This window comes from Microbispora sp. NPDC046973 (assembly GCF_040644495.1).
GTDB lineage: Bacteria > Actinomycetota > Actinomycetes > Streptosporangiales > Streptosporangiaceae > Microbispora.
The window spans coordinates 171239-194670 of record NZ_JBEYWQ010000011.1 but is presented as its reverse complement, the minus strand read 5'-3'; the positions used below and the strand labels follow the sequence as shown (position 1 = coordinate 194670).

The window sequence follows — 23432 nt, the reverse complement described above, 5'->3', positions numbered from 1 at the left end:
AATCCGGCGACAGCATTCGTGAAATGTTCAGAATCATTCGTCGGCCCGATCCGATGACCTGCGGAATCGAAATGCGTTCGACAGGGGAATGTCCTCCGTTCACCTCTCGCCCTCATGATGCGGTCACGAAACATAAAGGCCGGAGGTGTTAATCATGAAAAAGCCAGGCTGGACGCGCCGCCCCCGAGCGGCGCTGTCCCTGGCGCTTGCCGTCGGTGCGGCGTCGTTCGCCGTCGTGACCGCGACGAGCCCGGTGCAGGCCGTCACGAGGCCGCCGCTCGGGCAGAACATCAAGGTCAACCAGGTCGCCTACGCGCCGGGCATGGCCAAGCAGGCGACCCTGGTGACCTCCTCCACCTCGCCGCTGACGTGGAGCCTGCTCGACGGCTCCGACCAGGTGGTGGCGACCGGGACCACGACCGTCTTCGGGCAGGACGCGCCGTCGGGCGACACCGTTCACAAGATCGACTTCTCGTCGTACACGGGGACGGGCACGAACTTCGTGCTCACCGTGGACAACGAGTCCAGCCGGCCCTTCGACATCGGCACGGACGCCTGGAAGAAGCTGCCGTACGACGCGCTCGCGTTCTTCTACCACCAGCGCAGCGGCATCGCGATCCAGGCTCAGTACGTGGGCAGCCAGTACGCCCGGCCCGCGGGGCACGTGAACGTCTCGCCCAACCAGGGCGACAACACCGTGCCCTGCCGCACGAGCTGCGGATACACCCTGGACGTCCGCGGCGGGTGGTACGACGCCGGCGACCACGGCAAGTACGTGGTCAACGGCGGCATGTCGGCCTGGCAGCTCGTCAACATCTACGAGCGGGCGAAGTACGTCTCCGGCGCCAACCCCGCGGCCTTCGGCGACGGCACCATGGCCATTCCGGAGCAGGGCAACGGCGTGCCCGACATCCTCGACGAGGCCCGCTGGGAAATCGACTTCATGCTGAAGATGCAGGTCCCGGACGGACGGCCGCTGGCGGGCATGGCACACGCCAAGATCCACGACCAGGCGTGGACCGGCCTGCCGATGCGGCCCGACCAGGACCCCCAGCCCCGGCTGTTGTCGGCGCCCACCACCGCCGCCACGCTGAACCTCGCCGCGTCGGCCGCGCAGTGCGCCCGCGTGTGGGCCTCCATCGACTCGGCCTTCTCCAGCCGCTGCCTCACCGCCGCGGAGAAGGCGTACGCGGCCGCCAAGGCCAACCCGTCCATCATCGCCCCGAGCAGCGACGACCAGGGCGGCGGCTCCTACGTCGACACCAAGGTGACCGACGAGTTCTACTGGGCGGCTGCCGAGCTGTACGTCACCACGGGCAAGCAGACCTACCGCGACGACCTCACCGGCTCGTCCCTCTACTACGGCAGGAGCTTCACCAACGAGGGTGCCCAGTGGTCGGAGGTCGGCTCGCTCGGCGACATCACGCTCGCGCTCGTGCCGAACGGCCTGACCTCCACGATCGGGACGCAGCTGCGCAACCGTTTCGTGAGCAACGGCGACACGTTGCTCACCGCGATGCGCGGCCAGGGCTACCCCGTGCCGTTCGCGCCGTCCGGCGGGGGCTACATCTGGGGCTCGAACAACCTGATCCTCAACAACGCCGCGCTGCTCGCGCTCGCCTACGACTTCAGCGGGCAGGAACGCTTCCGCACCGGCGTCTTCGAAACGATGGCCTACGAGTTCGGCCGCAACCCCCTGGGCCAGTCGTACGTGACCGGGTACGGTGACCAGCCCTCGCGCAACGTCCACCACCGCTTCTGGGCCCACCAGCTCGATTCGTCGCTGCCGATCGCACCGCCCGGCGCGCTGGCCGGCGGCCCCAACAGCGGGCTGCAGGACCCGGTCGCCCAGGAGAGGCTCAGCGGATGCAAGCCGCAGAGGTGCTACCTGGACGACATCAACGCCTGGTCGGTCAACGAGGTGGCGATCAACTGGAACGCGGTGCTGGCCTGGGTGAGCGCCTGGACCGCGGAGAAGGCCGGCACCTCCGTGAGCCCGTCGCCGTCGCCCTCGCCCTCCCCCTCGTCGTCGCCCTCGGCTTCGCCCAGTCCCAGCCCGTCTCCGTCCCCTTCAGCGAGCCCGTCCCCGTCGCCGTCCCCGTCGCCTTCGCCTTCACCTTCACCGTCGCCGTCGCCGTCGCCGTCGGCGAGCACGGGTAAGGCCTGCACCGCGACGTACGCCGTCACCAGTCAGTGGCCCGGCGGCTTCGGGGCGGCCGTCACCGTGAAGAACACCGGGACCGCCGCCACCAGCGGATGGACGGTCGCCTGGACCTTCCCCAACGGCCAGACGATCACCCAGCTCTGGAACGCCTCATACACGGTGAGCGGATCGAACGTGAAGGCTGCGAACCTGTCCTGGAACGGCGCGCTCGGCGCCGGCGCCTCCACCTCCTTCGGCTTCAACGGCTCCTGGAACGGCACCAACTCGGCCCCGTCCCAGGTGACCTGCACCCCCGCCTGACGAGCACGGCCCCGCGCGAACCCCGCGCGGGGCCACACCCCGTTCACGCCCTTCTACGGGAACGTCGACGCTCGTCGGCGTTCAGCTCCTTCTGCCTGCCCGGGCGCCCGGTCTTCAGGTTCGGTTGTCGAAGTGATGTCGAGAACGTTCTGGCCACTCCGACTCTCTTACGAGGGAACCGCCGGGTGCCCAGGGACGGCCCCCGATCTGAAGGAGCACACATGTCACGGAACATCGAGACCGTCAACACCTATCTGGACGGTTTCCGTAAGAACGATCACGAGCAGATCCTGTCCTGTCTGACCGACGACATCGAGTGGACCGTCTTCGGCGCCTTCCACCTGAACGGCAAAGCCGCCTATGACAGGGCCATAGACGGCCCGCCCGAGCTCATCGACCCTCCCCACCTGGAGGTCGTACGGATGGTCGAGCAGGACGATGTCGTCATGGCGGAACTCACCGGGACGGTGAAGCGAGCCGCGGGCGGTGAGATGCGCATGTCCATGGCGGAGGTGTTCGTCATGCGCGACGGCAAGATCGCAGAGCGTCGTGCCTGGGTCGTCGAACTGAAGGAGAACGACTACCGCTGACCGGAGGCGACCTTTCCCGCCGTGCCGGTGGGCTGCCGGGCTACCCCTGGGGAGTCGGTGCGCGGGCTGTGGCGGACATCTGTAGCGCGGTGACAGGCGCCTCTTGCGGCCGGCGTTGCCGTACCTTGGTCGGGGGACCGGGCTGTACGGCGCCGGCGCTTTGCGAGTAGGAGGCGGTGATCGCGGTGCCTCCAAAGGGAATCGTGTTCGACGTGGATCACGGCGCCTATGGCAGGTGGGCGGTTGTTCACGTCACGGGAGATCTCGATTGGACGAGGTCTGCCAGCCTGCTCGACACGGTTGAGCGCCTGTGGGATCACCTCCGCGACGGCTGTTTGATTCTGGATCTCGGCCCGATGCGCTTCTGTGACTCCTCCGGAATCAGTCAGTTCATCAAGGTGTTCCGGGAGTGCCAGAAGCGCGGCATCCGCATGACTCTGGCGGCTCCCCCGGCGTTTCTCCGGCGCCTGCTGAGAACGACCGGTTTGATCCAGTTGTTCGAGGTATACGAGACGTTGGAGCAGGCTTTGGGGGGCCTGGACGGCTGGGAGCCTGGCGCGAACGCGGCTCCCACTCCGTTGACATGAGTCGGGAGCAGGGGCCGTCCAGCCTCTGATGGCGGCGGCGCGGCGCTCGTCCGGGGGAGGCTTGGGGGTCGGGTCCGGCCGCCAGCCGATCGAGCCGCGCAACCTCGCCCGGTCCTTCCCCCGGATGGTGGAGACGCACAAGCTCCGGCCGGTCCGCGTCCACGACCTCCGGCACACCGCCGCGTCCTTGCTCAAATAGCACGGCGACGGGCGAGCCGGCAGCGGATCGGGACTGAGCGGATGCCGCGGCGGCCATCGGAACGGAAGCGATGGCTGACGCGACGACGGTGCCGAGCAGCGCTCGGCGGATCAGGAGTCGTCTCTCGCTCAGTATCACCAAAATGTAAGGTGTCCCTTCCATTACGTCAACGTCGCTTTACTTTATGGAAGGGAAACCTTACATTCATCGCATGACAAAGCAGGTGCAGCAGGACCAGGTGACACGTGCGGCCCGCCGCGCTGTGCTCATCGACGGCATACCCGTGTCTACTTTGGGCGTAATAGCCCTGGCGCTGGGCAGCACCCCCGATCAGAGCACCGCCCAGAAGGCCTGGTGGATCGCGACCACCACCGTGTTCACCCTCGCGGTGGCCTGGGTGCTGCTGCGGGCATTCCGGCGCGCAGACGAATACCTGCGCAGGATTCAGTTGGAGAGCATGGCCATTGCGTTCGCCGCAGTCCTCGTGGGCCTGCAAGTGGCCACCCTGCTCGATGCCGCAGGCGTCATCCAGCTCCACCAGCTCGCGCAGTTGATCCTCCTCGGTGGCGTGGCGATCTGGCTGCTGATCGCGGACCTGCATACCCGCCTGCATCGGTGAGGGCGCACTATGAAGAACCGACTACGCGAACTGCGTGCAGCTCGCCGATGGAGCCAAGCCGACCTGGCCGATCGATGCCACGTCTCCCGGCAGGCCATCAACGCCATCGAAACCGAGCGGTACGACCCCAGCCTGCCTCTGGCGTTCACCATCGCCGACGTCTTCGGCTTGACCATCGAGGAAATCTTCCGACCTGACCGGGCGGAAGATACGAGCAACCCGGCCTGACTTCAAGTCTTCTCAGCCGGAATAGCGGTTCGCTTCGATGTCCTTGCAGGACGAGGATGGCCTGCACGATTCGGCGGAAACTTGGTGTCGCCGGCCAGTTGGATGTCACCTTGGTGTACTTACTGGCACGTTGCTCCTCCGGTGTGCCAGCCATGGACCGATCGGCTGGAGGTGCTTTGAACAGCGACGGAATGTTTCACATCGACGAGTCCGGTCGCCTTCTCACGATGCGTCTGGCACCGTACGAAGCCGAAGAAGTGCTTCAGGCATTATTGGCCACCCACCCGGATCTTCTGGCGGGCGGGCAGATGACACCCGGCGACCCTCGTCGCTGGCTGCTGGTTCGGCGGGAGGCCGGCGTCCCGGACCGTGACGGAGGCGGTGGACGCTGGAGTCTCGATCACCTCTTCGTCGACCAGGACGGCATCCCCACCTTGGTCGAGGTCAAGCGCGCCAGTGATAGCCGCATCCGCCGCGAGGTCGTTGGCCAAATGCTCGACTACGCCGCCAACGGCGTCCTCTACTGGCCCGTGCCCAAGTTGCAGGCGCTGTTCGAGCAGACCCAGCGCGAGTCCGGCCACGATCCTCAAGGCATGGTCGCGCAGCTCTGTGAGGACGACACGGTCACCGTGGAGACCTTCTTCGCCAAGGTGGGCGACAACCTGCGAGCAGGCAAGATCCGCATGGTCTTCGTCGCCGACGCCGTGCCCGATGATCTCCGCCGCATCGTGGAGTTCCTCAACGAGCAGATGAGCCCCGCAGAAGTCCTCGCGGTAGAGGTCAAGCAGTACGTCGCCGAGGACCACGGATTGCGGACACTCGTCCCGACCGTGTACGGACGCACCGCAGCCGCCTCCGCCAAGTCCGCCATTGCACAGCCAAGCCTGAGCGAACTTCGCGACAAGGCCGACGAAGACGTCCGCGCACTCTGGACTCTGCTCGAGCAGTGGGCTGACGAGGAGGGACGGCTGCTGACCAACACCGCTGCGGGCGTAATCGTCTCGGGCCGAAACGACCTGCGGATCGCACAGCTCTATCCGAAGAATCGAGCGCTGTGCATCAACCTTGACCCGCTCCGGGGACGGGGACGCGAGGAACTCGCCGAAGCCTGCCTGGCGACCTTGCGCACGCTGACGAGCAAGCCGCTGACATCGGCTTATCCGTTCTTTCCCGCACACGATGCCGTAGCCAAGTGGGACGACATCGTCAAGCTCCTGAATCAACTTGCCATTGCATAAGGCGGGAGAACGCGTCCCGATCCGAGGAACGTCTGCACCTTGCACCGGGCTGCGCTCCACCGCCCTTCACCGTCGCAGGGTGAAAGTGGGCTTCCAACTGAAGGACGTCTGCTTATCCAGCTGACAGTCCGGAACCTGCTGGGCGCCCGATGAGAGTGCACTCATCCGCCATGGCCTCAGCGTGTCGACCACAGCGCACCCGCATGTCGTCGAGTAAGGGTGTGCAGGCGTGCAAGTCTGTACGGCCGAAAATCGCTTGCCTCGCGTGGCGGGCTCAGGAAACGTTGTGTCCATGATGCTCTGACGGACAGCACCCCGCTGCTTTTCGAGATGCCACGGCGCCGACTCCCGCCGTAATGCCGCCAGCCCATGACCTGTTCAGCGAAGAGAGCGTCTTGTCTCAGCAACACTCCCGGCAGGAGTTTCCGCCGCCGTCCATCCCGGCCACGGGGTCGGCCACCGTCACCGTGTTCGCCTCCCCCACCAGTTGGATCGAGTCCGATGCCGTTGCGCAGTGCCACCAGGTGGCCGCCCTCGACGGCATGATGCACGTCGCCGCCATGCCGGACCTGCACCCCGGCAAGGGCGCCCCCATCGGCGCCGCCATGACGTCGACCAGGCTGTACCCGTTCCTGGTGGGCTCCGACATCGGTTGCGGCATCGCCGTGTTCCCCATCAAGCTCAAGCGCGCCGTACCCGAGAAGCTCGCCGCCCGGTTCCCCGATCTCGATCGCGCGCTGCACCCTGAGCAGGATGCCGATGACCCGGCCTGGGCCGTTGTAAAGGGCGATATTCCCGCCGGTCACGTCGAGGGCCTCGGGACGGTCGGCCGGGGCAACCACTTCGTCGAGCTGGCGCGCATCGGGACCGTCTTCGAGCCGGGCCACGCGAGCCGTCTCGGACTCGCCGCCGGCGACACGGTCCTCATCGTCCACAGCGGTTCCCGAGGGCTGGGCGAACGGATCCTGCGAGCCCACACTACGGTCCATGGCGCGGGCCCCGCCCCTGATCCCGGCGCCTACCTCGCGATGCATGACGACGCCGTACGCTGGGGCTCACTCAACCGGCGGCTGCTGGCCGCCCGGGTCGCCCACGCGCTGGGGACAGAGCCCAGCGAGCCGATCCTCGACCAGTGCCACAACCTCGTCGAGGTCCGCGACGGGATCTACCTGCACCGCAAGGGGGCGGCGCCGGGCGACGGCCGCGACGTGCTCGTCGCCGGTACGCGAGGCACCCCTTCCTACCTGGTGGCCGGCCACGCCGGGCCGCACGCCAACCATTCCGTGGCGCACGGCGCGGGCCGCAAGATGTCCCGTGCGGACGCCCTGCGCCGAGGCCGGGCCAAGCACACGGTCGAAGAGCTGCGCCGCACACCGATGGGGTCGCTGGTGGTGTGCGGCGACCGCCAACTTCTCTTCGAGGAGGCACCGACGGCCTACAAGCGCATCGAGCAGGTCATCGCCGACCTCGTCGACCATGACCTGGCCACGCCCGTGGCCACCACCATTCCTCTGGTCACCTACAAGACACCCGACCTCGGGTCCACACCTCGAACAGACCACCGGGACCACCGCCGCAAGCGAGGCAGGCCGTGAGCGTCCACCTGCTCCTGTCAGCCGGGCGTGGCCCACAGGAGTGTGCCTGGGCCCTGGCCCAGTTGCTGCACCGCCTCGAAGCCGACGCCTCCCGGCAGAATCTGGAGACCCATCGGGCCCGGACTGTCCCCGGTGACCGGGCCGGCACCTACCGATCGGTCCTCATCCAGATCGTCGGAGACGGCGCCGAGGCATTCGCCGCCTCGTGGACCGGAACCCTGTGCTGGCAGGCCCCCAGCCCATACCGGGCCGGCACCGGCCGGAAGAACTGGTACGTCATCGCGCAACCGTGCCAGGTCGACACCCCGCGCACGACGTTCGCGGAAGCAGACGTCGACATCGTCGCCTGCCGCACCGGCGGCCCCGGCGGGCAACATCGCAACAAGGCCAGCACGGCGGTACGGGCGACCCACCGGCCCACGGGGATCGTCGTGGTTGTCGACGCCGAGCGGCAGTTCAGCCTCAATCGCCGCATCGCCATACGGCTGCTGCGGCAGGCCGTCGAGCGCGGCGACGAGGCGGCGGAACGCGCCGCCGTCACCGGCCGCTGGCGCATCCACGACGACCTCGTACGCGGCAACCCCACCCGCATCGAACGTCCGGGACCGTCGGCGCAGGAGCCGGCCCCGCAGAAGCAGACGCGCCGACGTCCCCGGCCTCACCCTCGAGGAGCTCATGGAACCGAGCAGTAGGGTCGACCTATGATCGTCGATCCCCACATCGTCGTCACGTTCTGCCTGGCAGCCCTCGTCGTCTCCATCGTGCCCGGCCCCGACATGCTGTTCATCGCCGCCACCGGCCTGGCGTCAGGGCCCCGGGCGGGCGTGCTCGCGGCGGTCGGCATGTCCACGGGACTGGCCGTGCACACGACGCTGGCGGCGCTGGGCCTGGGGGCGCTGTTGAGCGCCTTTCCCACGGTCTTCGACGTCATCCGCGTCGCCGGAGCCGCGTACCTGGTCTACCTGGCCGTCACGTCGTTCCGCGCCGCCCGCCGCGACCAGGACGTCCCCGGACAGGAGCCCAGGGCGCCGCTGGGACGCGTGTACGGCAAGGCCGTGCTGACGAACCTCGCCAACCCCAAGGTGATCGCCTTCTACCTGGCGTTCTTCCCGCAGTTCGTAGACCCGGCCCGGGGCAGCGTGACCGCGCAGTTCTTCTTCCTCGGCGCGCTGTTCATCGTCGTGGGCCTGTCGGTCGACGCCTCCGCCGGATTGCTGGCCGGCCGCCTGGGCGACCTCGTCCGCGGGCGCCCGGCCGTTCAGAGGTGGCTCCACCGGATCTCCGGCACCGTCTTCGCGGCGCTCGCGGTGCGCCTGGCCACGGACGGCCGATAACCCGCACGCACAACCACGTCCTCCGGGGCCCATTCCCGGGACGAGCGGAAACGCCGGCTGCCGAGGTCCGCCGCGAAGCGACAAAGGCAGCCGGCGTTCGCCTGCGCCCGCTGTCCTGACCGGTCGCGATTCCGCCAGGAGCGCCCCTCACGGCCGGAAGCTCACCCGGTCGAGCCCGCGGACGATCGCCGGCTCATCCTGCCGAACCCGTGTAGCTGTACGTCGCGTTGCCGTGGACCGTGATACGCGACCACGGCTTCATGCTGGCATAGCATCCGTACTTCGCCACGCAGTACTCCAGATGGCGTTGCAGATGCGACCATGCCGATGTCGTCCCGACTCCGCCTGCTTGGTTCACCTGCAACTCTCGCATGTAAACAATGCTCTGCGCGTCGCTCAGGTAGTCGTAGCGATTCTGCCAGGAGGTCACCCGAGAGCCGTCGCGGCAGTAGACGACGCGGTGATGCCACACGTATATGGTCGACCCGAGCAGGCTCCGCTTACGGAACCAGACATCCGCGTACGCACCGCAAATGGCGTGCGTGCTCGCGTCGTCGTTCGTGGTTGTACTGGACTCATCGGGTTTCGTGGGGTCCGGGACCTGCGCGGCGATCTCCGGATCGGATTTGAGCAACTCCAGATCCTCGTTCGTGTAGGTCCCGTCCGCCACTCGGGCGAGCGCATCCGCGATCGGGTCGCCCTGCGCAGCGGCAGCAGGAGGGCCGCTGAGGAGTACGGCCAGACCCAGCGCGGCGGCGACACCCAAACGAAGAGCGCGGCGTGCGGATCCAGTGCTTTTGTGGAATCGTGGCTCGGCTGACATTCCGGTCCTTTCTCGGAGGGTTTTGGAATATCCCGTTCCATAGACCCGGCACCCGGGCGCGTATTGAGCTCCGTCCGAGGCCTGGCTCAACTGTCCCGGCGGTGTGAGAAAGCGCCAACGAGGGGGCCGGAAACAGGTCCGGAAACGTTGGCTGTGTGTCTTCCCGACGTAGAGTCGTGCCATGACTCAACGACGTGTGGTCGTGCTCGGATACCATGCGGCGGAGTTGCTGGACATTTCATGCGTGACGTCCAGCCTGATAATGGCGAACCTGCACGGCGCCGTGCCGCTCTACGACGTGTGCCTGGCCACCCCGTCAGGCCTGCCCATCACCTGCGCGAGCGGGTTGACGCTGCAGGGGCAGCAGGCCCTCGAGCACATCACCGGACCGCTGGACACACTCGTGGTGTCGGGGGGAATCGGGCACGAGGACGCCGCCGCCAGCCAAGTGATCGTCGGCCACGTCCGCCGTCTGGCCCGGGAGAGTCGCCGCGTCGCCTCGGTGTGCACGGGCGCGGCGGTGCTGGCCGCCGCCGGCCTGCTCGACGGGCGCCGGGCCACCACTCACTGGAAGTACGGGTACGTACTCGCCACCCGTCACCCGGAAATCACCGTCGACGCCGAGCCGATTTTCATCCGCGACGGCAACGTCGCCACGGCCGCCGGGGTCACGAGCGCCCTCGACCTCACGCTCGCCTTCATCGAAGAGGATCACGGGGCCCCGCTCGCCCGGGAGGTGGCCCGCTACCTGGTGGCCTACCTGCAGCGACCCGGCAACCAGGCCCAGATGAGCATGTTCACGGAAAGCCCGCCGCCGAGCGACAGCCTGGTCAAGCGCGTCGTCGACCACATCACGGGCCACCTGGACGGCGACCTGACCACGGCCTCCCTGGCGGCCGACGCGGGCGTGAGCGAGCGGCATCTCACCCGCCTGTTCCTCAAGCACCTGGGCCAGAGCCCAGGCCGGTTCGTACGCCGGGCCCGCACCGAGGCCGCCGCCCATCTCCTCGTCTCCACGTCCCTGCCCATGGCCGCGATCGCGGCCCGTTGCGGCTTCGGCACGACTGAAAGCCTCCGTCAGAGCTTCCTCGATCGGTACGGCATCCCGCCCGCGCGCTACCGTCTGACCAAGACCATGCGGTAGCGACGAAAATGATCACCGCAGCGACCCCGTACCCCACCCGCCTGCGTCGAAAGGGGGCAAAGAGGCGGGAACCGGGGGCAGCACTACCGGCACGACGCGCGAACCGGCGTCGGCATGGGTGGGCTCACCAGCGCAGCATCGCGGCCCTGCCGCAGCAGGGAGAGGATGTCGTCGAGGCCGACCGCGCCGTTACCGCCCGACAGGGCCAGGTCCCGGGCGCGTACGGCCAGGGCGGCGTCATGCCTGGCCCGCACCTCGTCGAGAGCAGGGCGGACGAACTCCAGCGCCTCCGACGGCGACAGGGCGGGATCGAGCACGGCGTCCATCTGGACGATCTCCGGGCCGACCGGCAGCGCCTCACCCAGCACCGAGGTGTCGCGGGGGTCGCCCACCAGCAGCAGCGTCTCCCAGCCCAGCCGCTGGGCCTGCCCGGCAACGTGCGGGGCCGACTCGCGCAGGAACTTGGTCAGGTGCTCCTCGACGCGCTGGTCGAAGCGGGCGGGGTGGATGTCGCGCCGGGAGAGCCCGGGCAGCGTCGCCGGCTCCTCTCCGGACGAGCCCGCGGTCGCCAGGTCGAAGGTGACCGGCTCCAGCTCCTCGGCCAGGCCGTACCGGCAGTCGAACAGCCGCACGCCGTCACGCCCCACCAGGAGCCCTTTGCGCGGGCCCCCGCCGGTAGGGGCGATCCCATTTCGACGAGGCGCCCGTCTTCCCTGGTCAGCGCCTACGGGAGCGCCCTCAGCCCTGCTCTGCCCAGTCGCCCAGTGACCAGTCCCGCACCTCCGGCATGTCCTGCAGGTGCTCGACCACGTACCGCTCGTGGCGGAGGAGCTGCTGCTCGCACCACGCCTTCAGCTCGCTCGCCCCGGTGGGGGTCCGCCGCGCGGTCTTCAGCGCGTCGATGACCAGGTGGTACCGGGATGCCCGGTTGCGCACCACCATGTCGAACGGGGTCGTGGTCGTCCCCTCCTCCACGAACCCGCGCACGTGGAACCTTTCCGGGTCCGGCCGGCCGTGCACCAGCTGGTGGATCGCGCCCGGGTAGCCGTGGAAGGCGAACAGCACGTCGACGTGGTCGGTGAACAGCTCCCGGAACAGGATGTCGTCCATGCCGTTCGGGTGGACGGTGCGCGGTGGCAACGTCATCAGATTGACCACGTTGACCACTCTGGTGGCGAAGTGCGGCAGCCGCCCGCGCAGGATGTTCGCCGCCGCGACGGTCTCCATGGTGACCACGTCCCCGGCGCAGGCAAGCACGATGTCCGGGTCCGACCGCCCGTCCTCGGTGCCCGCCCACGGCCACACCCCGGCACCCCGGGCACAGTGGACCACCGCCTCATCCATGGGCAGCCACTGCAGCTGCGGCTGCTTGTCGATGACGACGAGGTTCACGCGCGACCGCGACCGCATGCAGTGGTCCGCCACCGACAGCAGCGTGTTCGCATCCGGCGGCAGGTAGACCCGGCTGATCGTGCCGCGCTGGGTGATCGCGTTCTGGATCAGGCCGGGCCCCTGGTGGCTGAAACCGTTGTGGTCCTGGCGCCAGGCGGTCGAGGTCAGCAGGATGTTCAGGCTCGGCACCGAAACCCGCCACGCCAGGTCGTGCGCCTCCTGCAGCCACTTCGCATGCTGTACGGTCTGCGAGGCCGACACCATGCCGAACGCCTCGTAGGTGGCGAACCAGCCGTGCCGGCCGGTCAGCGTGTAGCCCACAAGCCAGCCGTGGCAGGCGTGCTCAGAGAGCACCTCCATCACCCGGCCGTCCCGAGATATCGCGACGTCCTCCTCGGTCACGCGCTCCGCGAACGCCCGGTCGGACTCCTCGAACACCGCCCCCAGCCTGTTGCTGTTGGTCTCGTCGGGGCAGAAGAGCCGGAACCGATCCGGGTTGCGCCGGTAGATGTCGCGCATGAGCTCGCCGAGCTTGCGGGTCGACTCGAGCCGGTTCCTGCCCGGCGCCTGCACCGGCACCGCGTAGTCACGGAAGTCGGGCAGGTCCAGGTCGACGGTGAGCAGGCCCCCGTTGGCGTGCGGGTTGCCGCTCATCCGCAGCTCTCCCTCAGGGTTGATCGACAGCGTCAGCGCCTCGGGCGCGCCGTGGTCGTCGAAGAGATCCTCGGGCCGGTAGGAGCGCATCCAGTCCTCAAGGATCCGCAGGTGCTCCTTGTTGTTCTTGATTCCGGTCAGTGGCACCTGGTGAGAGCGCCATGTGCCCGACACCCGCACCCCGTCCACCACGTCCGGTCCGGTCCAGCCCTTCGGCGTCCGCAGCACGATCATCGGCCACCGGGGCCGGGTGCCGTCCCAGTCGCCGCCGCGGGCCGCCGCCTGGATCGCCTTGATCGACGCCCACGCCCGCGTCAGCGCGTCGGCGAACCGATAGTGCATGCCGGGGAGGTCGTCACCCTCGACCTCGATCACCTCATACCCGTGCCCGGTCAGCAGGGACCGGACCTCGTCGCGGTCCTTCCGGGCCAGCAGGGTCGGCCCGGCGATCTTCGCGCCGTTCAGGTGGAGGACCGGCAGCACCGCGCCGTCGCGAACCGGGTTCAGGAAGGAGATCCCGTTCCACGACCCCGCCAGCGGACCGGTCTCCGCCTCACCGTCGCCGACCACCGCCAGGGCGATGAGATCCGGGTTGTCCATCACCGCGCCGAACGCGTGCAGCAGCACGTAGCCGAGCTCACCTCCCTCGTGGATCGAGCCCGGGGTCGGCACCGACGCGTGGCTGGGGATTCCGCCGGGCGTGGAGAACTGGCGGAACAGCCGCAGCAGCCCCGCCTCGTCCAGGGTGATGTGCGGGTAGATCTCCGTGTAGGCGCCCTCCAGGTAACCGGCCGCGACCAGCGTCGGGCCGCCGTGCCCGGGACCGGCCAGGTAGATCATCTGCTGCCCGGTGTGCCGGATCAGCCGGGACGCGTGCGCGTACACCAGCGCCAGGCCAGGGCTGGTGCCCCAGTGTCCGAGCAGCCGCGGCTTGATGTGCTCGCCGGCCAGCGGCTCGCGTAGGAGTGGGTTGGCCATCAGGTAGATCTGGCCGACGGTCAGATAGTTGTTGGCACGCCACCACGCGTCTACCGCAGCGATGTCGGCGTCGGTGGGATGGGCGAGCCGGTTCACCACGTCCGCGGTGACGGTGCGGCGCCCGGTTTCGGTGGTTGCCACGAGAGACTCCATCCACCTGGATGTCCCTGCTTACGGTTCCCCACGGGCTCTGATCAGGTGATTCCCTGGATCGTGGGCGTTTTGTCAGTCTACGTGTCGCTTGTTTTCCGCTTGGGGTCATCGGTCTGGGACGCGGTGGGCTGCGCCGTCGTACGGCCTCCCACGTTTGTGCCTGATGACGTGCGGAAACCAACACAATTGGCTGCTTCTCGCCGTACACGCGGCACCCGGTGCCGCAGTCCCGCCTGGTTGGCCTTTCCTCGCAGGGAGATGGACGATGCGTGTCCATACGGCCCCGTCCCCGGTGACCGTCGCCCCAGACGCCCAGCTCGCCGACGTGGTGTTCGCCGACGGCCGGGTGGACGGCGACATGGTCCTGTTCCAGCGCCGGTCGGCCGGCAGTTGGCGTCCGGTCTCGGCCAGGCGGTTCGCGGCCGACGTTCGCAGCCTGGCGGCCGGCTTCTTCGCCGCCGGGATCCGGCCGGGCGATCGGATCGCCCTGCTGGCCGCCACCAGCTACGAGTGGACGGTGGTGGACTACGCCCTGTGGACGGTGGGAGCGCTGCCGGTCCCGATCTATGAGACCTCCTCGGCCGAGCAGGTCCGCTGGGTGCTGGAGGACGCCGGCCCGGTCGCCGCGGTGGTCGAGCGCGAGTCGCATCGCCGCTTGGTCGAGGACGCGGCCGTGAGCCTGTCCGGGCCGCTGAGGGTGTGGCAGATCGACGGCGGCGGGCTGGACCGTCTCCGCGAGGACGGGCGAGACGTGGACGACGCCCGGCTACGTGAGCGCCGCCGGGCGGTGTCGGCCGACGACCTGGCGACGATCATCTACACCTCCGGCACCACCGGCCGCCCGAAAGGCTGCATGCTGAGCCACGGCAACCTGCTGTACGAGGCTCGCATCGCGATCGACAGCCTGAAGCGGATCTTCGGCCAGGACGCCTCGACGCTGTTGTTCCTGCCGCTGGCGCACGTGTTCGCGCGGGTGATCCAGGTGGCGTGCGTGGAGCAGGGGATCTGCCTGGCGCACAGCGCCGACCAGTCCAGGCTGACCGAGGACCTGGCCGCTGTGAAACCGTCGTTCCTGCTGGCGGTGCCCAGGGTGTTCGAGCGGGTCTACAACGGTGCTCAGCAGCGGGCCCGGGCCGGGGGCAAGGGCAGGATCTTCGCCTGGGCCGACCGGACCGCCGTGGCCTACAGCCAGGCGTTGGACGACGGGCGGCCAAGCCGGCGGTTGCGCCTGGCACATCGCCTGTCCGACCGGCTGGTGTACCGGAGGCTGCGGGCCGCGCTCGGCGGCCGAGTCAGCTACGCGATCTCCGGCGGAGCGCCGCTGGGCGCACGGCTGAGCCACTTCTTCCGGGGAATCGGCATCACCGTGCTGGAAGGCTACGGGCTGACCGAGACCAGCGCCGCCGCGACCGTGAACCTGCCCCACGCGATGAAGATCGGCACGGTGGGGCCACCCCTGCCCGGGGTCGAGATCCGGATCGCCGGCGACGGCGAAATCCTGATCAAGGGCCCGATCCTGTTCCAGGGCTACTGGCGCAACGAGCAGGCGACCAGGGAGAGCCGGACCGCCGACGGCTGGCTGCGCACCGGCGACGTCGGCGCTCTGGACGAGGACGGGTTCCTGACGATCTCGGGTCGCAAGAAGGAGATCATCGTCACCGCCGGCGGCAAGAACCTCGCCCCCGAGCCGCTCGAGGACCGCCTGCGCACCCACCCGCTCATCAGCCAGGCGGTGGTCGTCGGCGACCGGCGGCCGTACACCGCCGCGCTAATCACCCTGGACACCGAGGCGCTGACGTCATGGAAGCGGGCCGTCGGCAGGCCCGAGCAGGCCGGCCCGGCCGAGCTTCGCGACGATCCGGATCTGCTGGCCACGCTGCAGACGGCCGTGGACGAGGCCAACACGGCGGTGAGCCGGGCTGAGTCGATCCGCAGGTTCCGGATCCTTCCCGTCGACCTGACCGAACAGAACGGTTATCTGACCCCGACCCTGAAGGTCAAGCGCGCCTTGGTCCACAAGGACTTCGCGGCCGACATCGAGGAGCTGTACCGCTGAGCCTCAGGCGCCGACCTCGGCAGACCGGCCGGGTCGCGGACAAGCGGCCGACGCTGGACCGGCTGGTGGCGGCCACGCCGGCGTCCCGCGACCGGGTGGTCGACGCCGCCCGCGCGCTGTGCATCCTGATCGTCACCCTCTGGCACTGGACATTGTCGGTCACCCACCGCACCGCCGACGGCAGCCTCACCATGCCCAACCCCATCCATGCCGTGCCTGGTGGCTGGCTGGCCACCTGGGTGCTGCAGATCATGCCGGTGTTCTTCCTCGTCGGCGGGTACGCCAACCTGGTCGGCTGGCGACGGGCCCAGACGCGCGGGACGACCGCCGGGCGGTTCGTCCGAGACCGGCTGCGCCGGCTGCTTTGGCCGACTGCCGTCTGGTCCCTGGTCTGGCTCGCCGGCGAGCTGATCGCGGCCGCCCTGCCCGGCCCGCACCGATGGATGTGGGAGTGGTTTCCCGGCTACCTGACGCCGCTGTGGTTCCTGGGCGTGTACGGCCTGCTGATCGCCGCGGTGCCGATCACCGCGAGCCTGCACGCCCGCTACGGAGCCTGGGTGCTGGTAGCGCTCGTGCTGCTGATCGCCCTCGGCAGCGTGGCGCACCGCGGCGCCGGCCTGGACTGGGCGGGCTGGGCGACCGCCGCACTGGTGTGGCTGTTCTGCCATCAACTCGGCTACGCCTGGCGCGGCTGGGAGCTGGGGCGGCGGTCGCTGGCGCAGCGGCTGGCGGTTGCCGGGGCCGGACTGGCCGCGCTGGTCGCGCTGACGGTGGGAGCGGGCTACCCCCCCTCGATGGTGAGCACCGTCGGCACCGAATCCAACCTCTTCCCCACCAACGCCGCCATCGCCGCCCTGGCCGTCTTTCAACTCGGGCTGCTGATCCTGGTCACGCCGGCCGCCGAGCGCCTGCTACGCCGGCCGGCTGTCTGGAAGCCGGTGGTGGCACTCAACGTGGGCGCGTTGACCATCTTTCTCTGGCACATGACCGCTTACCTGGTGGTGCTCTGGGTCTACGAAGGGCTGGGTGGCACCCTGCCGGCGCAGCCGACCGCCGGCTGGTGGGCGCAGCGCTGGCTGTGGCTCGTGGCCCCGTCGGCCGTGCTGGCCGTGCTGGCCGCCCTGTTCGTCCGAGCCGAGCTGGCCGCCCGCCGGCCCAGAAGAGGGGCAGGTCGCTGAGACCACATGGACGTTCACCTGATCAATCAGGAGGGGATCGAGAAGCGTCCCGTCGAAGAGCTGCCGACACTGCTCGGGCGACAGGACGGCCTGGTGTGGGTGGACATCTCCCCCTGTGGCACCGACGCCGCAGGTGTGCTGGCGGAGGTGTTCGGCTTCCACCCCATGGCGATCAAAGACTGTGTCGAACGCAACCGTGTGCCGAAGATGCACGCCTACCGGGATCATGTGTTCGTCGTTCTGCACGCCCCCGAGCGGGGGAAGCGGGGGCACGTGCACTACATCGAGCTCGACCAGTTCATCGGCCGCAACTATCTGGTAACCGTCCACGGGCCGGTGAACCCGGCGGTCGAGCCCGGGATCGCCCTGCGGGAGACACGGGCGGTGCTGGCCCGCATCGAGGCGGGGCGGCTGCGTCCCGCCTCGGCGTTCGAACTGTCCCACGCGATCGTCGCCGCCCTCATCCGCAACCAGGAGGACTACGTCGAGGCGGTCACCGGCGACGTGTGGCGACTGGAGCAGCGGGTCACGGGCGGGCAGGTGGGCGACCCCGAAGAGTTCCTCGACGAGCTGTTCCGCACCCGCCACGGCCTGCTCACCGTGCGTACGATGGGTGCGCTGAGCGGCGCGATCTACGGAGAGATGGCCGGCCTCGCCCGCATGTCTCCCGAAGGCAGACGTCTGATGGCGGAGATCGGGGACCGGTTCGAGCGGATACGGAGGGTCGCCGACGGCGAACGGGAGTACCTCCAGGGCGTGATCGAGTTCTACCAGACCACCCTCACCATCAAGGCCGCGCTCATCGGCCAGGCGCAGAACGAGGAGGTCAAGCGTCTGACGGAGGCCAGCTATACGCAGAACGAGGAGATCAAGAAAATATCCGCTTGGGCGGCCATCTTCTTCGCCCCCACTCTGGTCGGCACGGTATACGGCATGAATTTCACCCATATGCCGGAATTGCACTGGATCCTTGGCTACCCGTTCGCCCTGACCCTCATGATGCTGGCGTCGGCAGTTCTCTACATGGTGTTCAAGAGACGGGGGTGGCTGTGACCGTCGCCGCTCTCAGCGCCCTCTGGCCGTGATGGTCCGCCATTCACCTTCCCACCCGGCCACGGCACGCCGCGCGGTCCATGCACGGCGCCCCGACCGCACGAGGTGGCCTGCGGTCCAGAGGCCGCCGGCCGCGGCCGGTCCCGCCAGCAGAGCGACCACGACGACCACGGCGGTCGGCGAGGGGCCGGGGGCCGGGTCCTCCCCGGCGTCGACCCACAGGGCCAGCCGGTCCCCCGCCTGGTGCCCGGAGGTCGTCACCGTTCTGCCCGTGTGGGAACGGCCGTCCCGGCCGGTCCAGACGACCTCCGCCACCGTGGTGGGCAGAGCAGCGGACCGGGCCGCGGCGGCGGGGGTCCGGAGCACCCGTACAACGTGGGCGGTCACCCGCCGGTGGCCGTCGGTGTAGGCGTCCGCGTCGTGGATCAGGAGCGCGCTGACGATCGCGCTGGTCGCGCAGGCGACGATGGTCAGCAGCGCCGCCGTCAGGACGCGTTCCGTCGACGAGACGTGCACGATCTTCCCCACGAGTTCTCAGAGGCCGACGTCGCGGCGCAGCAGATCGTCGAGGCCCTCGCGGCGAACGACGAGGCGGTCCTTGCCCCGGCTCACGGCGACGACCGGCGGGCGCCCGGTCATGTTGTACGTCGAGGCCATCGAGTGGTTGTAGGCGCCGGTGGCGGCGACGGCGAGCACGTCTCCGGGGTGGATGTCGGCGGGGAGCGCGGCGTCCTCGGCCAGCGTGTCTCCGCTTTCGCAGTGGTGGCCGACCACGGTGAAGTCGCGCTCGCCCTCGTGCGTCGCCCGGCCGATCACGCGCATCTCGTACCGCGAGCCGTACATAGCGGGCCGGGGGTTGTCACTCATGCCTCCGTCGACCGCGACGTACGTGCGGCGCAGCCCCTTCTTGACGGCGATCACGCGATAGAGCGTCACGCCGGCGGGCCCGGCGACGGCCCGTCCGGGTTCGACGGTCAGCCGCGGCGCCGGCAGGCCGATGCCGGCACAGCGCCTCTCGACGGTCGCGGCCAGCGAGCTGAGCTGTGAGGGAGCCAGGCCGCTCTGCCCGCTCGTGTACGCGATCGCGTGACCGCCGCCGAGGTCGAGCTGGGGCAGCGTCACTCCGTGCGCGTCGCGGATCCGCGCGAGCTGCTCCACCAGCACCCGCGCGCTCTGCTCGTACGGCTCGGCGGCGGCGATCTGGGATCCCAGGTGGCAGTGCAGGCCGACCAGCTCCAGGCGCGGCTGGCGGAGGATCCGGTTGACCGCCTCCCTCGCCACACCGGCCGCGATCGACAGCCCGAACTTGTGGTCCTCGCCGCCCGTGCGAATGGCGGCATGCTCCCCGGCTTCGATGTCGGGAATCACCCGCACCAGCACCTTCTGCCGCATTCCGGCGGGGACGAGCGCGGCGAGGCGGTTGATCTCGGTGAGGTCGTCGACGACGATGCGGCCGACGCGCTGCACACGTCGAGGGCGAGCCCCTCGGACCGGACCCAGGCGGCCATGGCCCGGCACCAGAACGCCTTGGCGGCGTACGCGACCTCGGCCCGGGGCAGCGCGGCGCGGTAGGCGCGGCAGCGCAGACGCACGTCCGCCTCGTCCATGACGTACGCCGGGGTGCCGAAGCGCCCGGCCACCTCCATCAGGTCGACGCCGCCGACCTCCGCATGCCCGTCGGCGCCGAAGCGCGCGGTGGCCGGCCAGGGGCCGCCGGCCGTCTCCGTCGTACGCGGAGGTGTGATCAGCAGGCTCATCTCGTTCTTCTCTCCGCCAGGATCGCCTGGCCGAGTCCGGTGACCGTACGGGTCACGATCTGGGTGCAGGTGGTGTCGGCGCCCGCGTCGCGGAGCGTCGCCACCGCAAGTTCGAGGTCGTCCATGCTCCGGCAGGCCACCCGTACCTCGATGTCGGCGTCGCCGAGCAGGACCAGCGCGCTCAACACCGCGGGCATCTCACGCAACCTCTGCTCGTAGGCTCCGCATGTCACGTCGTGGCGCAGCCGGACGCGTACGACCGCCTGGATCGGGCGGCCGAACGCCGCCGGGTCCACCTCGACACGGACGGCGGCCAGCGCGCCGCTGTCGCGCAGCCTGCGCAACCGGACGGAGACCGTGCTGTCGCCGAGCGCGAGGTCGCGGGCGAGGGCCCGCACCGGAGCGCGGCCGTCTCGTGCAAGCGCCTGGAGCAGCGACCTGTCGACGTCGTCGAGAGATCTCACCGCACACCGCCTCCTGAACGGTCCTGCCGCGCTGAACCGGCGAACAACCCGTAAATGGGACACACGACACGCTAAGCACGGGTCAGCCCACAAGCGGGCGATCCTGACGCGATTCCTACGGCGGGCCCGCCGAATCTGACGCCCGATTGACATGCGCCACACTCCAGGGCTGCCCCCGGCGTGGACCAGGGGACCTCGGCTGCCTGTGAGGAGCGGCCGGTCACCGTTGGGGCGTTCTGTCGCCACGCCGACAGGTCCGGTGCGCGCCTGGTTGCTGGAGGGTCTCCAGACCGATCGCAAGGAGATCGAGCACGGGCCGCACGCGAAGCACCCGTGGTGGCGGGTGATGTGCCTGACGGGTGTGGACTATTTCTCCACGCTCGGCTACCAGCCGGGGATCGCGGCGCTCGCGGCCGGGTTCCTGTCTCCGCTCGCCACGGTCTTCCTGGTCGCGCTCACGCTGCTGGGCGCGCTGCCGGTCTACCGCCGGGTGGCCGCCGAGAGCCCGTACGGCCAGGGCTCGATCGCGATGCTGGAGAAGCTGGCGCCGCAGTGGTGGGGCAAGCTGTTCGTCCTGGCCCTGCTCGGCTTCGCGGCCACCGATTTCGTCATCACCATGACGCTGTCGGCCGCCGACGCCACCGCGCACATCCTGGAGAACCCGTTCGCGCCGCACTGGCTCGAGGGGCAGCGGGTGCCCGTCACACTGTTCCTGCTGGCCCTGCTCGGCGGGGTGTTCCTGATGGGCTTCACCGAGGCGATCGGCATCGCGGTGATCCTCGTCCTCGTCTACCTCGCGCTCAACGCCGTCGTCGTGGTCACCTCGATCGTCCACGTACTTCAGGCACCCCAGGTGGTCGTCGACTGGACGCACGCACTGGACGCCGGCTACAGCGGCCCGCTGGCCATGATCGGTCTGTCGCTGCTGGTCATGCCGAAGCTCGCGCTGGGCATGTCGGGCTTCGAGACCGGCGTCGCCGTGATGCCGATGGTCAGGGGCGACGTACGGCAGCGGATCAAGGGGACCAAGCGGCTGCTCACCGTGGCCGCGCTCGTCATGAGCGTCTTCCTGATCTTCTCCAGCTTCGTCACGACTGCACGTCCGGGGCGAGGAGCGCTACGGGTACAAGATCCTGCGGATCGAGAGCTCGGCCGTGCCGAACTCGCTGGCCGCGCTCCTGCTCCACCTCCGCGACCGCACCGGTGCGGTGCCGCACATCTACTTCCACTGGGCCGAGGGGAACCCGGTGCTCGCCATGCTGCGCTACCTGGTGTTCGGCGGCGGCGACGTGCCCCCGCTCACCCGGGAGGTGCTGCGCAAGGCGGAGCCGGACCTCGAGCGCAGACCCCACGTCCACGTCGGCTAGTAGTGCTGGTCACCGCCTCTCAACGTAAGGCCTCAACGCGTGGCGACGACCGGGTCGGCCGTCGGCGAACCCAGCCGGAAGCGCATGCGGCAGACAACCGTGTCGGTGTGGCAGCGCAACGCCGGGGCGAGGACGGCGCCGCGCTGGTTCTGCAACAGCCGCTGCCATGCGCGCTGGGTTCGACTTCGGCGATCGGGACGAAGACGTGTGGCTCGGGGACGTTTCTGAGGTATTCCACCAGGGGCTCGTCGAGGCGTCGGTGAGCGCCGGACACCTGCACAAGCTCCACGCCGGGATCCCAGCGCTGCCAGTCCTCGACGAAGCCGATGAACGCCCGCGCGCTGTGCGCGATGCCGCGCAGGTTGATCGCGGTGACGAGGGCGAGCACGCCGAGACACAACAAGACCGTGAACGGCAGGAGCTCGGGGAACGCGGAGGTGAGCGCCGCGACCCCCGCGGCCACCGAGACGGCCACGTTGAGCACGTAGTCGACGATCAGGCTCGCCCCGGCGACCAGCGCCGCCCTGCGTCCGAGATAGGTCTTCGCCACGCCTTACGCGCCGCCGCCCTCGGGAAAGGCGGCGATGACCTGACGATAGGAGAAGGTCAGCACGCCCAGCAGCCCGGCGATGGTCAGGGTGACCGGGATGGTGAACCCCAGCCCCGCGCCGCCGGCAGGACGATGACGATCGCCTCGGGGCCGTACGCCACCGAGGCCAACGGGTCCAGGGAAAGAGCGGCAAGACCGCCGATCACTGACAGCCGGTGCTTTTCGCCGCTATCAGGGGGCTCCTTCGCCGCGGAGGTCGCGGTAGGGGTGAGCGTCGCGGACATCAGTCCTCCTACCAGGGGAAACGCCCCAATCATCCGCCACTTCCAGGGCCGTTCCGGCTGATCAATACGCGACCTTGACGCCTTCCGTCGCTATCCCTACGAGGGCTTGACGCGTGTCGCTCCGGTGCCGTTTCCGCGGCTCGTTCCTCGCCGTACCGCAGGTCCTGCCGGTCGAGGTCGCGCCGGAGACCGCAGGGGTGCTCCTGTCCGCTGGAAAGCGGGTTCCCGGCCGTCGGCGGCTCCACGAATCGGTCATCGTGGTCGGTGAGGTTCTGTCGGAGGATGCACATCACGCGGTCCTGGAGATCGGCCGGCTCATCGTGCCGGCGGGGTCGATCACGATGCCGATCACGCCGAGTTCATTGATCATGCTCCGCAGCGCGGGCTCACTCAGGCGGATCCAGCTCTGGTCGCTGCCCAGCACCTTCATCAGTTGGAGCGGTGAGGTGAAGGCCACGGCCGTCCGCTTGCCCGCGGCCGTCCGGAACAGGCGTAGCGCCAGGGAGAACGAACTGCGGCGAACCGGCACATATAACGGATCTTCGAGCATGTCATGCCTTCCAGAGGACTCTACGAAGGCGACGTTAGAGTCCACGCGACCAGCGGGAACGCCATCGCTACGGAATCCGGACGCCGCGCCGCGGAAAGCTGACGCGATGTTGATGGATCGCCGCGAGCCGGGGCGTGTCTTCGGGCGACAGGAGCGTCTGCGTGAGAGGCCGAGA

General features: G+C 69.1%; 25 protein-coding genes. 16 read left to right on the top strand and 9 right to left on the bottom strand.

Annotation, left to right across the window (positions count from 1 at the left end; translation table 11 throughout):
• Positions 1-154: 154 nt before the first annotated feature.
• The 10 genes from ABZ860_RS21910 (at position 155) to ABZ860_RS21865 (ending at position 8854) form a co-directional block, all read left to right on the top strand.
• On the top strand, positions 155-2464 hold the full coding sequence (locus ABZ860_RS21910; RefSeq protein ID WP_357222803.1) for a glycoside hydrolase family 9 protein: 2310 nt from the start codon (positions 155-157) through the stop codon (positions 2462-2464).
• 221 nt (positions 2465-2685) lie between these two features.
• Positions 2686-3054: a nuclear transport factor 2 family protein gene (locus ABZ860_RS21905; protein WP_357222800.1), complete on the top strand. Its 369-nt coding sequence runs from the start codon at positions 2686-2688 to the stop codon at positions 3052-3054.
• 203 nt (positions 3055-3257) lie between these two features.
• Entirely contained in the window at positions 3258-3641 is a 384-nt protein-coding gene (locus ABZ860_RS21900) for an STAS domain-containing protein (protein ID WP_357222797.1), read from the top strand.
• A gap of 61 nt (positions 3642-3702) precedes the next feature.
• Positions 3703-3840, top strand: a complete 138-nt coding sequence (locus ABZ860_RS21895; protein ID WP_357222795.1) for a hypothetical protein — start codon at positions 3703-3705, stop codon at positions 3838-3840.
• 211 nt (positions 3841-4051) lie between these two features.
• Complete coding sequence (locus ABZ860_RS21890; protein WP_357222794.1) at positions 4052-4459, top strand: hypothetical protein; 408 nt, start codon at positions 4052-4054, stop codon at positions 4457-4459.
• Positions 4460-4468: 9 nt separating this feature from the next.
• Positions 4469-4687 (top strand): helix-turn-helix transcriptional regulator, encoded by a 219-nt coding sequence (locus tag ABZ860_RS21885; protein WP_079317389.1) that lies wholly within the window; start codon positions 4469-4471, stop codon positions 4685-4687.
• A 176-nt stretch (positions 4688-4863) separates the two neighbouring features.
• A complete protein-coding gene (locus ABZ860_RS21880; RefSeq protein ID WP_357222791.1) occupies positions 4864-5925 on the top strand; it encodes a hypothetical protein in 1062 nt (353 codons plus the stop codon).
• Between the two features lie 395 nt (positions 5926-6320).
• Complete coding sequence (locus ABZ860_RS21875) at positions 6321-7520, top strand: RNA ligase RtcB family protein (RefSeq protein WP_357222789.1); 1200 nt, start codon at positions 6321-6323, stop codon at positions 7518-7520.
• Entirely contained in the window at positions 7517-8212 is a 696-nt protein-coding gene (prfH, locus tag ABZ860_RS21870) for a peptide chain release factor H (protein WP_357222787.1), read from the top strand. The genes ABZ860_RS21875 and prfH overlap by 4 nt, the downstream gene beginning before the upstream one ends.
• Positions 8213-8221: 9 nt before the next feature.
• Complete coding sequence (locus tag ABZ860_RS21865) at positions 8222-8854, top strand: LysE family translocator (protein ID WP_357222784.1); 633 nt, start codon at positions 8222-8224, stop codon at positions 8852-8854.
• Positions 8855-9047: 193 nt separating this feature from the next.
• Here the strand turns inward: ABZ860_RS21865 and ABZ860_RS21860 are convergent, their stop codons facing one another.
• Positions 9048-9620, bottom strand: coding sequence for a hypothetical protein (locus ABZ860_RS21860; RefSeq protein ID WP_357222782.1), 573 nt, complete (start codon positions 9618-9620; stop codon positions 9048-9050).
• Positions 9621-9858: 238 nt separating this feature from the next.
• Here ABZ860_RS21860 and ABZ860_RS21855 point away from each other — a divergent pair, with 238 nt between their 5' ends.
• Positions 9859-10821 carry a DJ-1/PfpI family protein gene (locus ABZ860_RS21855; protein ID WP_204052543.1) on the top strand — a complete coding sequence of 321 codons (963 nt, stop codon included), beginning with the start codon at positions 9859-9861 and terminating at the stop codon, positions 10819-10821.
• Between the two features lie 83 nt (positions 10822-10904).
• On the opposite strand, the gene ABZ860_RS21850 is transcribed toward ABZ860_RS21855, so the two are convergent.
• Positions 10905-11468 (bottom strand): VLRF1 family aeRF1-type release factor, encoded by a 564-nt coding sequence (locus tag ABZ860_RS21850; RefSeq protein ID WP_357222778.1) that lies wholly within the window; start codon positions 11466-11468, stop codon positions 10905-10907.
• A gap of 91 nt (positions 11469-11559) precedes the next feature.
• Positions 11560-13986 (bottom strand): phosphoketolase family protein, encoded by a 2427-nt coding sequence (locus ABZ860_RS21845; protein WP_357222775.1) that lies wholly within the window; start codon positions 13984-13986, stop codon positions 11560-11562.
• 277 nt (positions 13987-14263) lie between these two features.
• Between ABZ860_RS21845 and ABZ860_RS21840 the strand changes: the two genes are divergently transcribed.
• From ABZ860_RS21840 to ABZ860_RS21830, 3 genes are all read left to right on the top strand, one after another.
• Entirely contained in the window at positions 14264-16054 is a 1791-nt protein-coding gene (locus ABZ860_RS21840) for a long-chain fatty acid--CoA ligase (RefSeq protein WP_357222773.1), read from the top strand.
• Between the two features lie 65 nt (positions 16055-16119).
• Positions 16120-17232 (top strand): acyltransferase, encoded by a 1113-nt coding sequence (locus ABZ860_RS21835; protein WP_357222770.1) that lies wholly within the window; start codon positions 16120-16122, stop codon positions 17230-17232.
• A 6-nt stretch (positions 17233-17238) separates the two neighbouring features.
• The gene (locus ABZ860_RS21830) at positions 17239-18285 is read left to right on the top strand and encodes a magnesium transporter CorA family protein (RefSeq protein WP_357222767.1); all 1047 of its coding nucleotides are present in this window, start codon (positions 17239-17241) and stop codon (positions 18283-18285) included.
• A gap of 12 nt (positions 18286-18297) precedes the next feature.
• Here ABZ860_RS21830 and ABZ860_RS21825 read toward each other — a convergent pair whose 3' ends face one another.
• From ABZ860_RS21825 to ABZ860_RS21810, 4 genes are read right to left on the bottom strand one after another with little or no spacing between them, the layout of a single operon-like run.
• Positions 18298-18813 carry a hypothetical protein gene (locus ABZ860_RS21825; protein WP_357222765.1) on the bottom strand — a complete coding sequence of 172 codons (516 nt, stop codon included), beginning with the start codon at positions 18811-18813 and terminating at the stop codon, positions 18298-18300.
• Positions 18814-18819: 6 nt separating this feature from the next.
• Complete coding sequence (gene lysA, locus ABZ860_RS21820) at positions 18820-19752, bottom strand: diaminopimelate decarboxylase (protein ID WP_357222762.1); 933 nt, start codon at positions 19750-19752, stop codon at positions 18820-18822.
• Complete coding sequence (locus ABZ860_RS21815) at positions 19650-20042, bottom strand: hypothetical protein (protein ID WP_357222759.1); 393 nt, start codon at positions 20040-20042, stop codon at positions 19650-19652. Before ABZ860_RS21815 ends, lysA begins: the two co-directional genes overlap by 103 nt.
• Positions 20039-20506, bottom strand: coding sequence for an Lrp/AsnC family transcriptional regulator (locus tag ABZ860_RS21810; RefSeq protein WP_357222757.1), 468 nt, complete (start codon positions 20504-20506; stop codon positions 20039-20041). Before ABZ860_RS21810 ends, ABZ860_RS21815 begins: the two co-directional genes overlap by 4 nt.
• Before the next feature lie 259 nt (positions 20507-20765).
• Between ABZ860_RS21810 and ABZ860_RS21805 the strand changes: the two genes are divergently transcribed.
• Entirely contained in the window at positions 20766-22136 is a 1371-nt protein-coding gene (locus ABZ860_RS21805) for a hypothetical protein (RefSeq protein ID WP_357222754.1), read from the top strand.
• A gap of 63 nt (positions 22137-22199) precedes the next feature.
• The gene (locus tag ABZ860_RS21800) at positions 22200-22361 is read left to right on the top strand and encodes a hypothetical protein (protein WP_357222753.1); all 162 of its coding nucleotides are present in this window, start codon (positions 22200-22202) and stop codon (positions 22359-22361) included.
• A gap of 145 nt (positions 22362-22506) precedes the next feature.
• On the opposite strand, the gene ABZ860_RS21795 is transcribed toward ABZ860_RS21800, so the two are convergent.
• Entirely contained in the window at positions 22507-22707 is a 201-nt protein-coding gene (locus ABZ860_RS21795) for a hypothetical protein (RefSeq protein WP_357222750.1), read from the bottom strand.
• A gap of 289 nt (positions 22708-22996) precedes the next feature.
• The gene (locus ABZ860_RS21790; protein WP_357222747.1) at positions 22997-23302 is read right to left on the bottom strand and encodes an SAV_915 family protein; all 306 of its coding nucleotides are present in this window, start codon (positions 23300-23302) and stop codon (positions 22997-22999) included.
• Positions 23303-23432 lie beyond the last annotated feature (130 nt).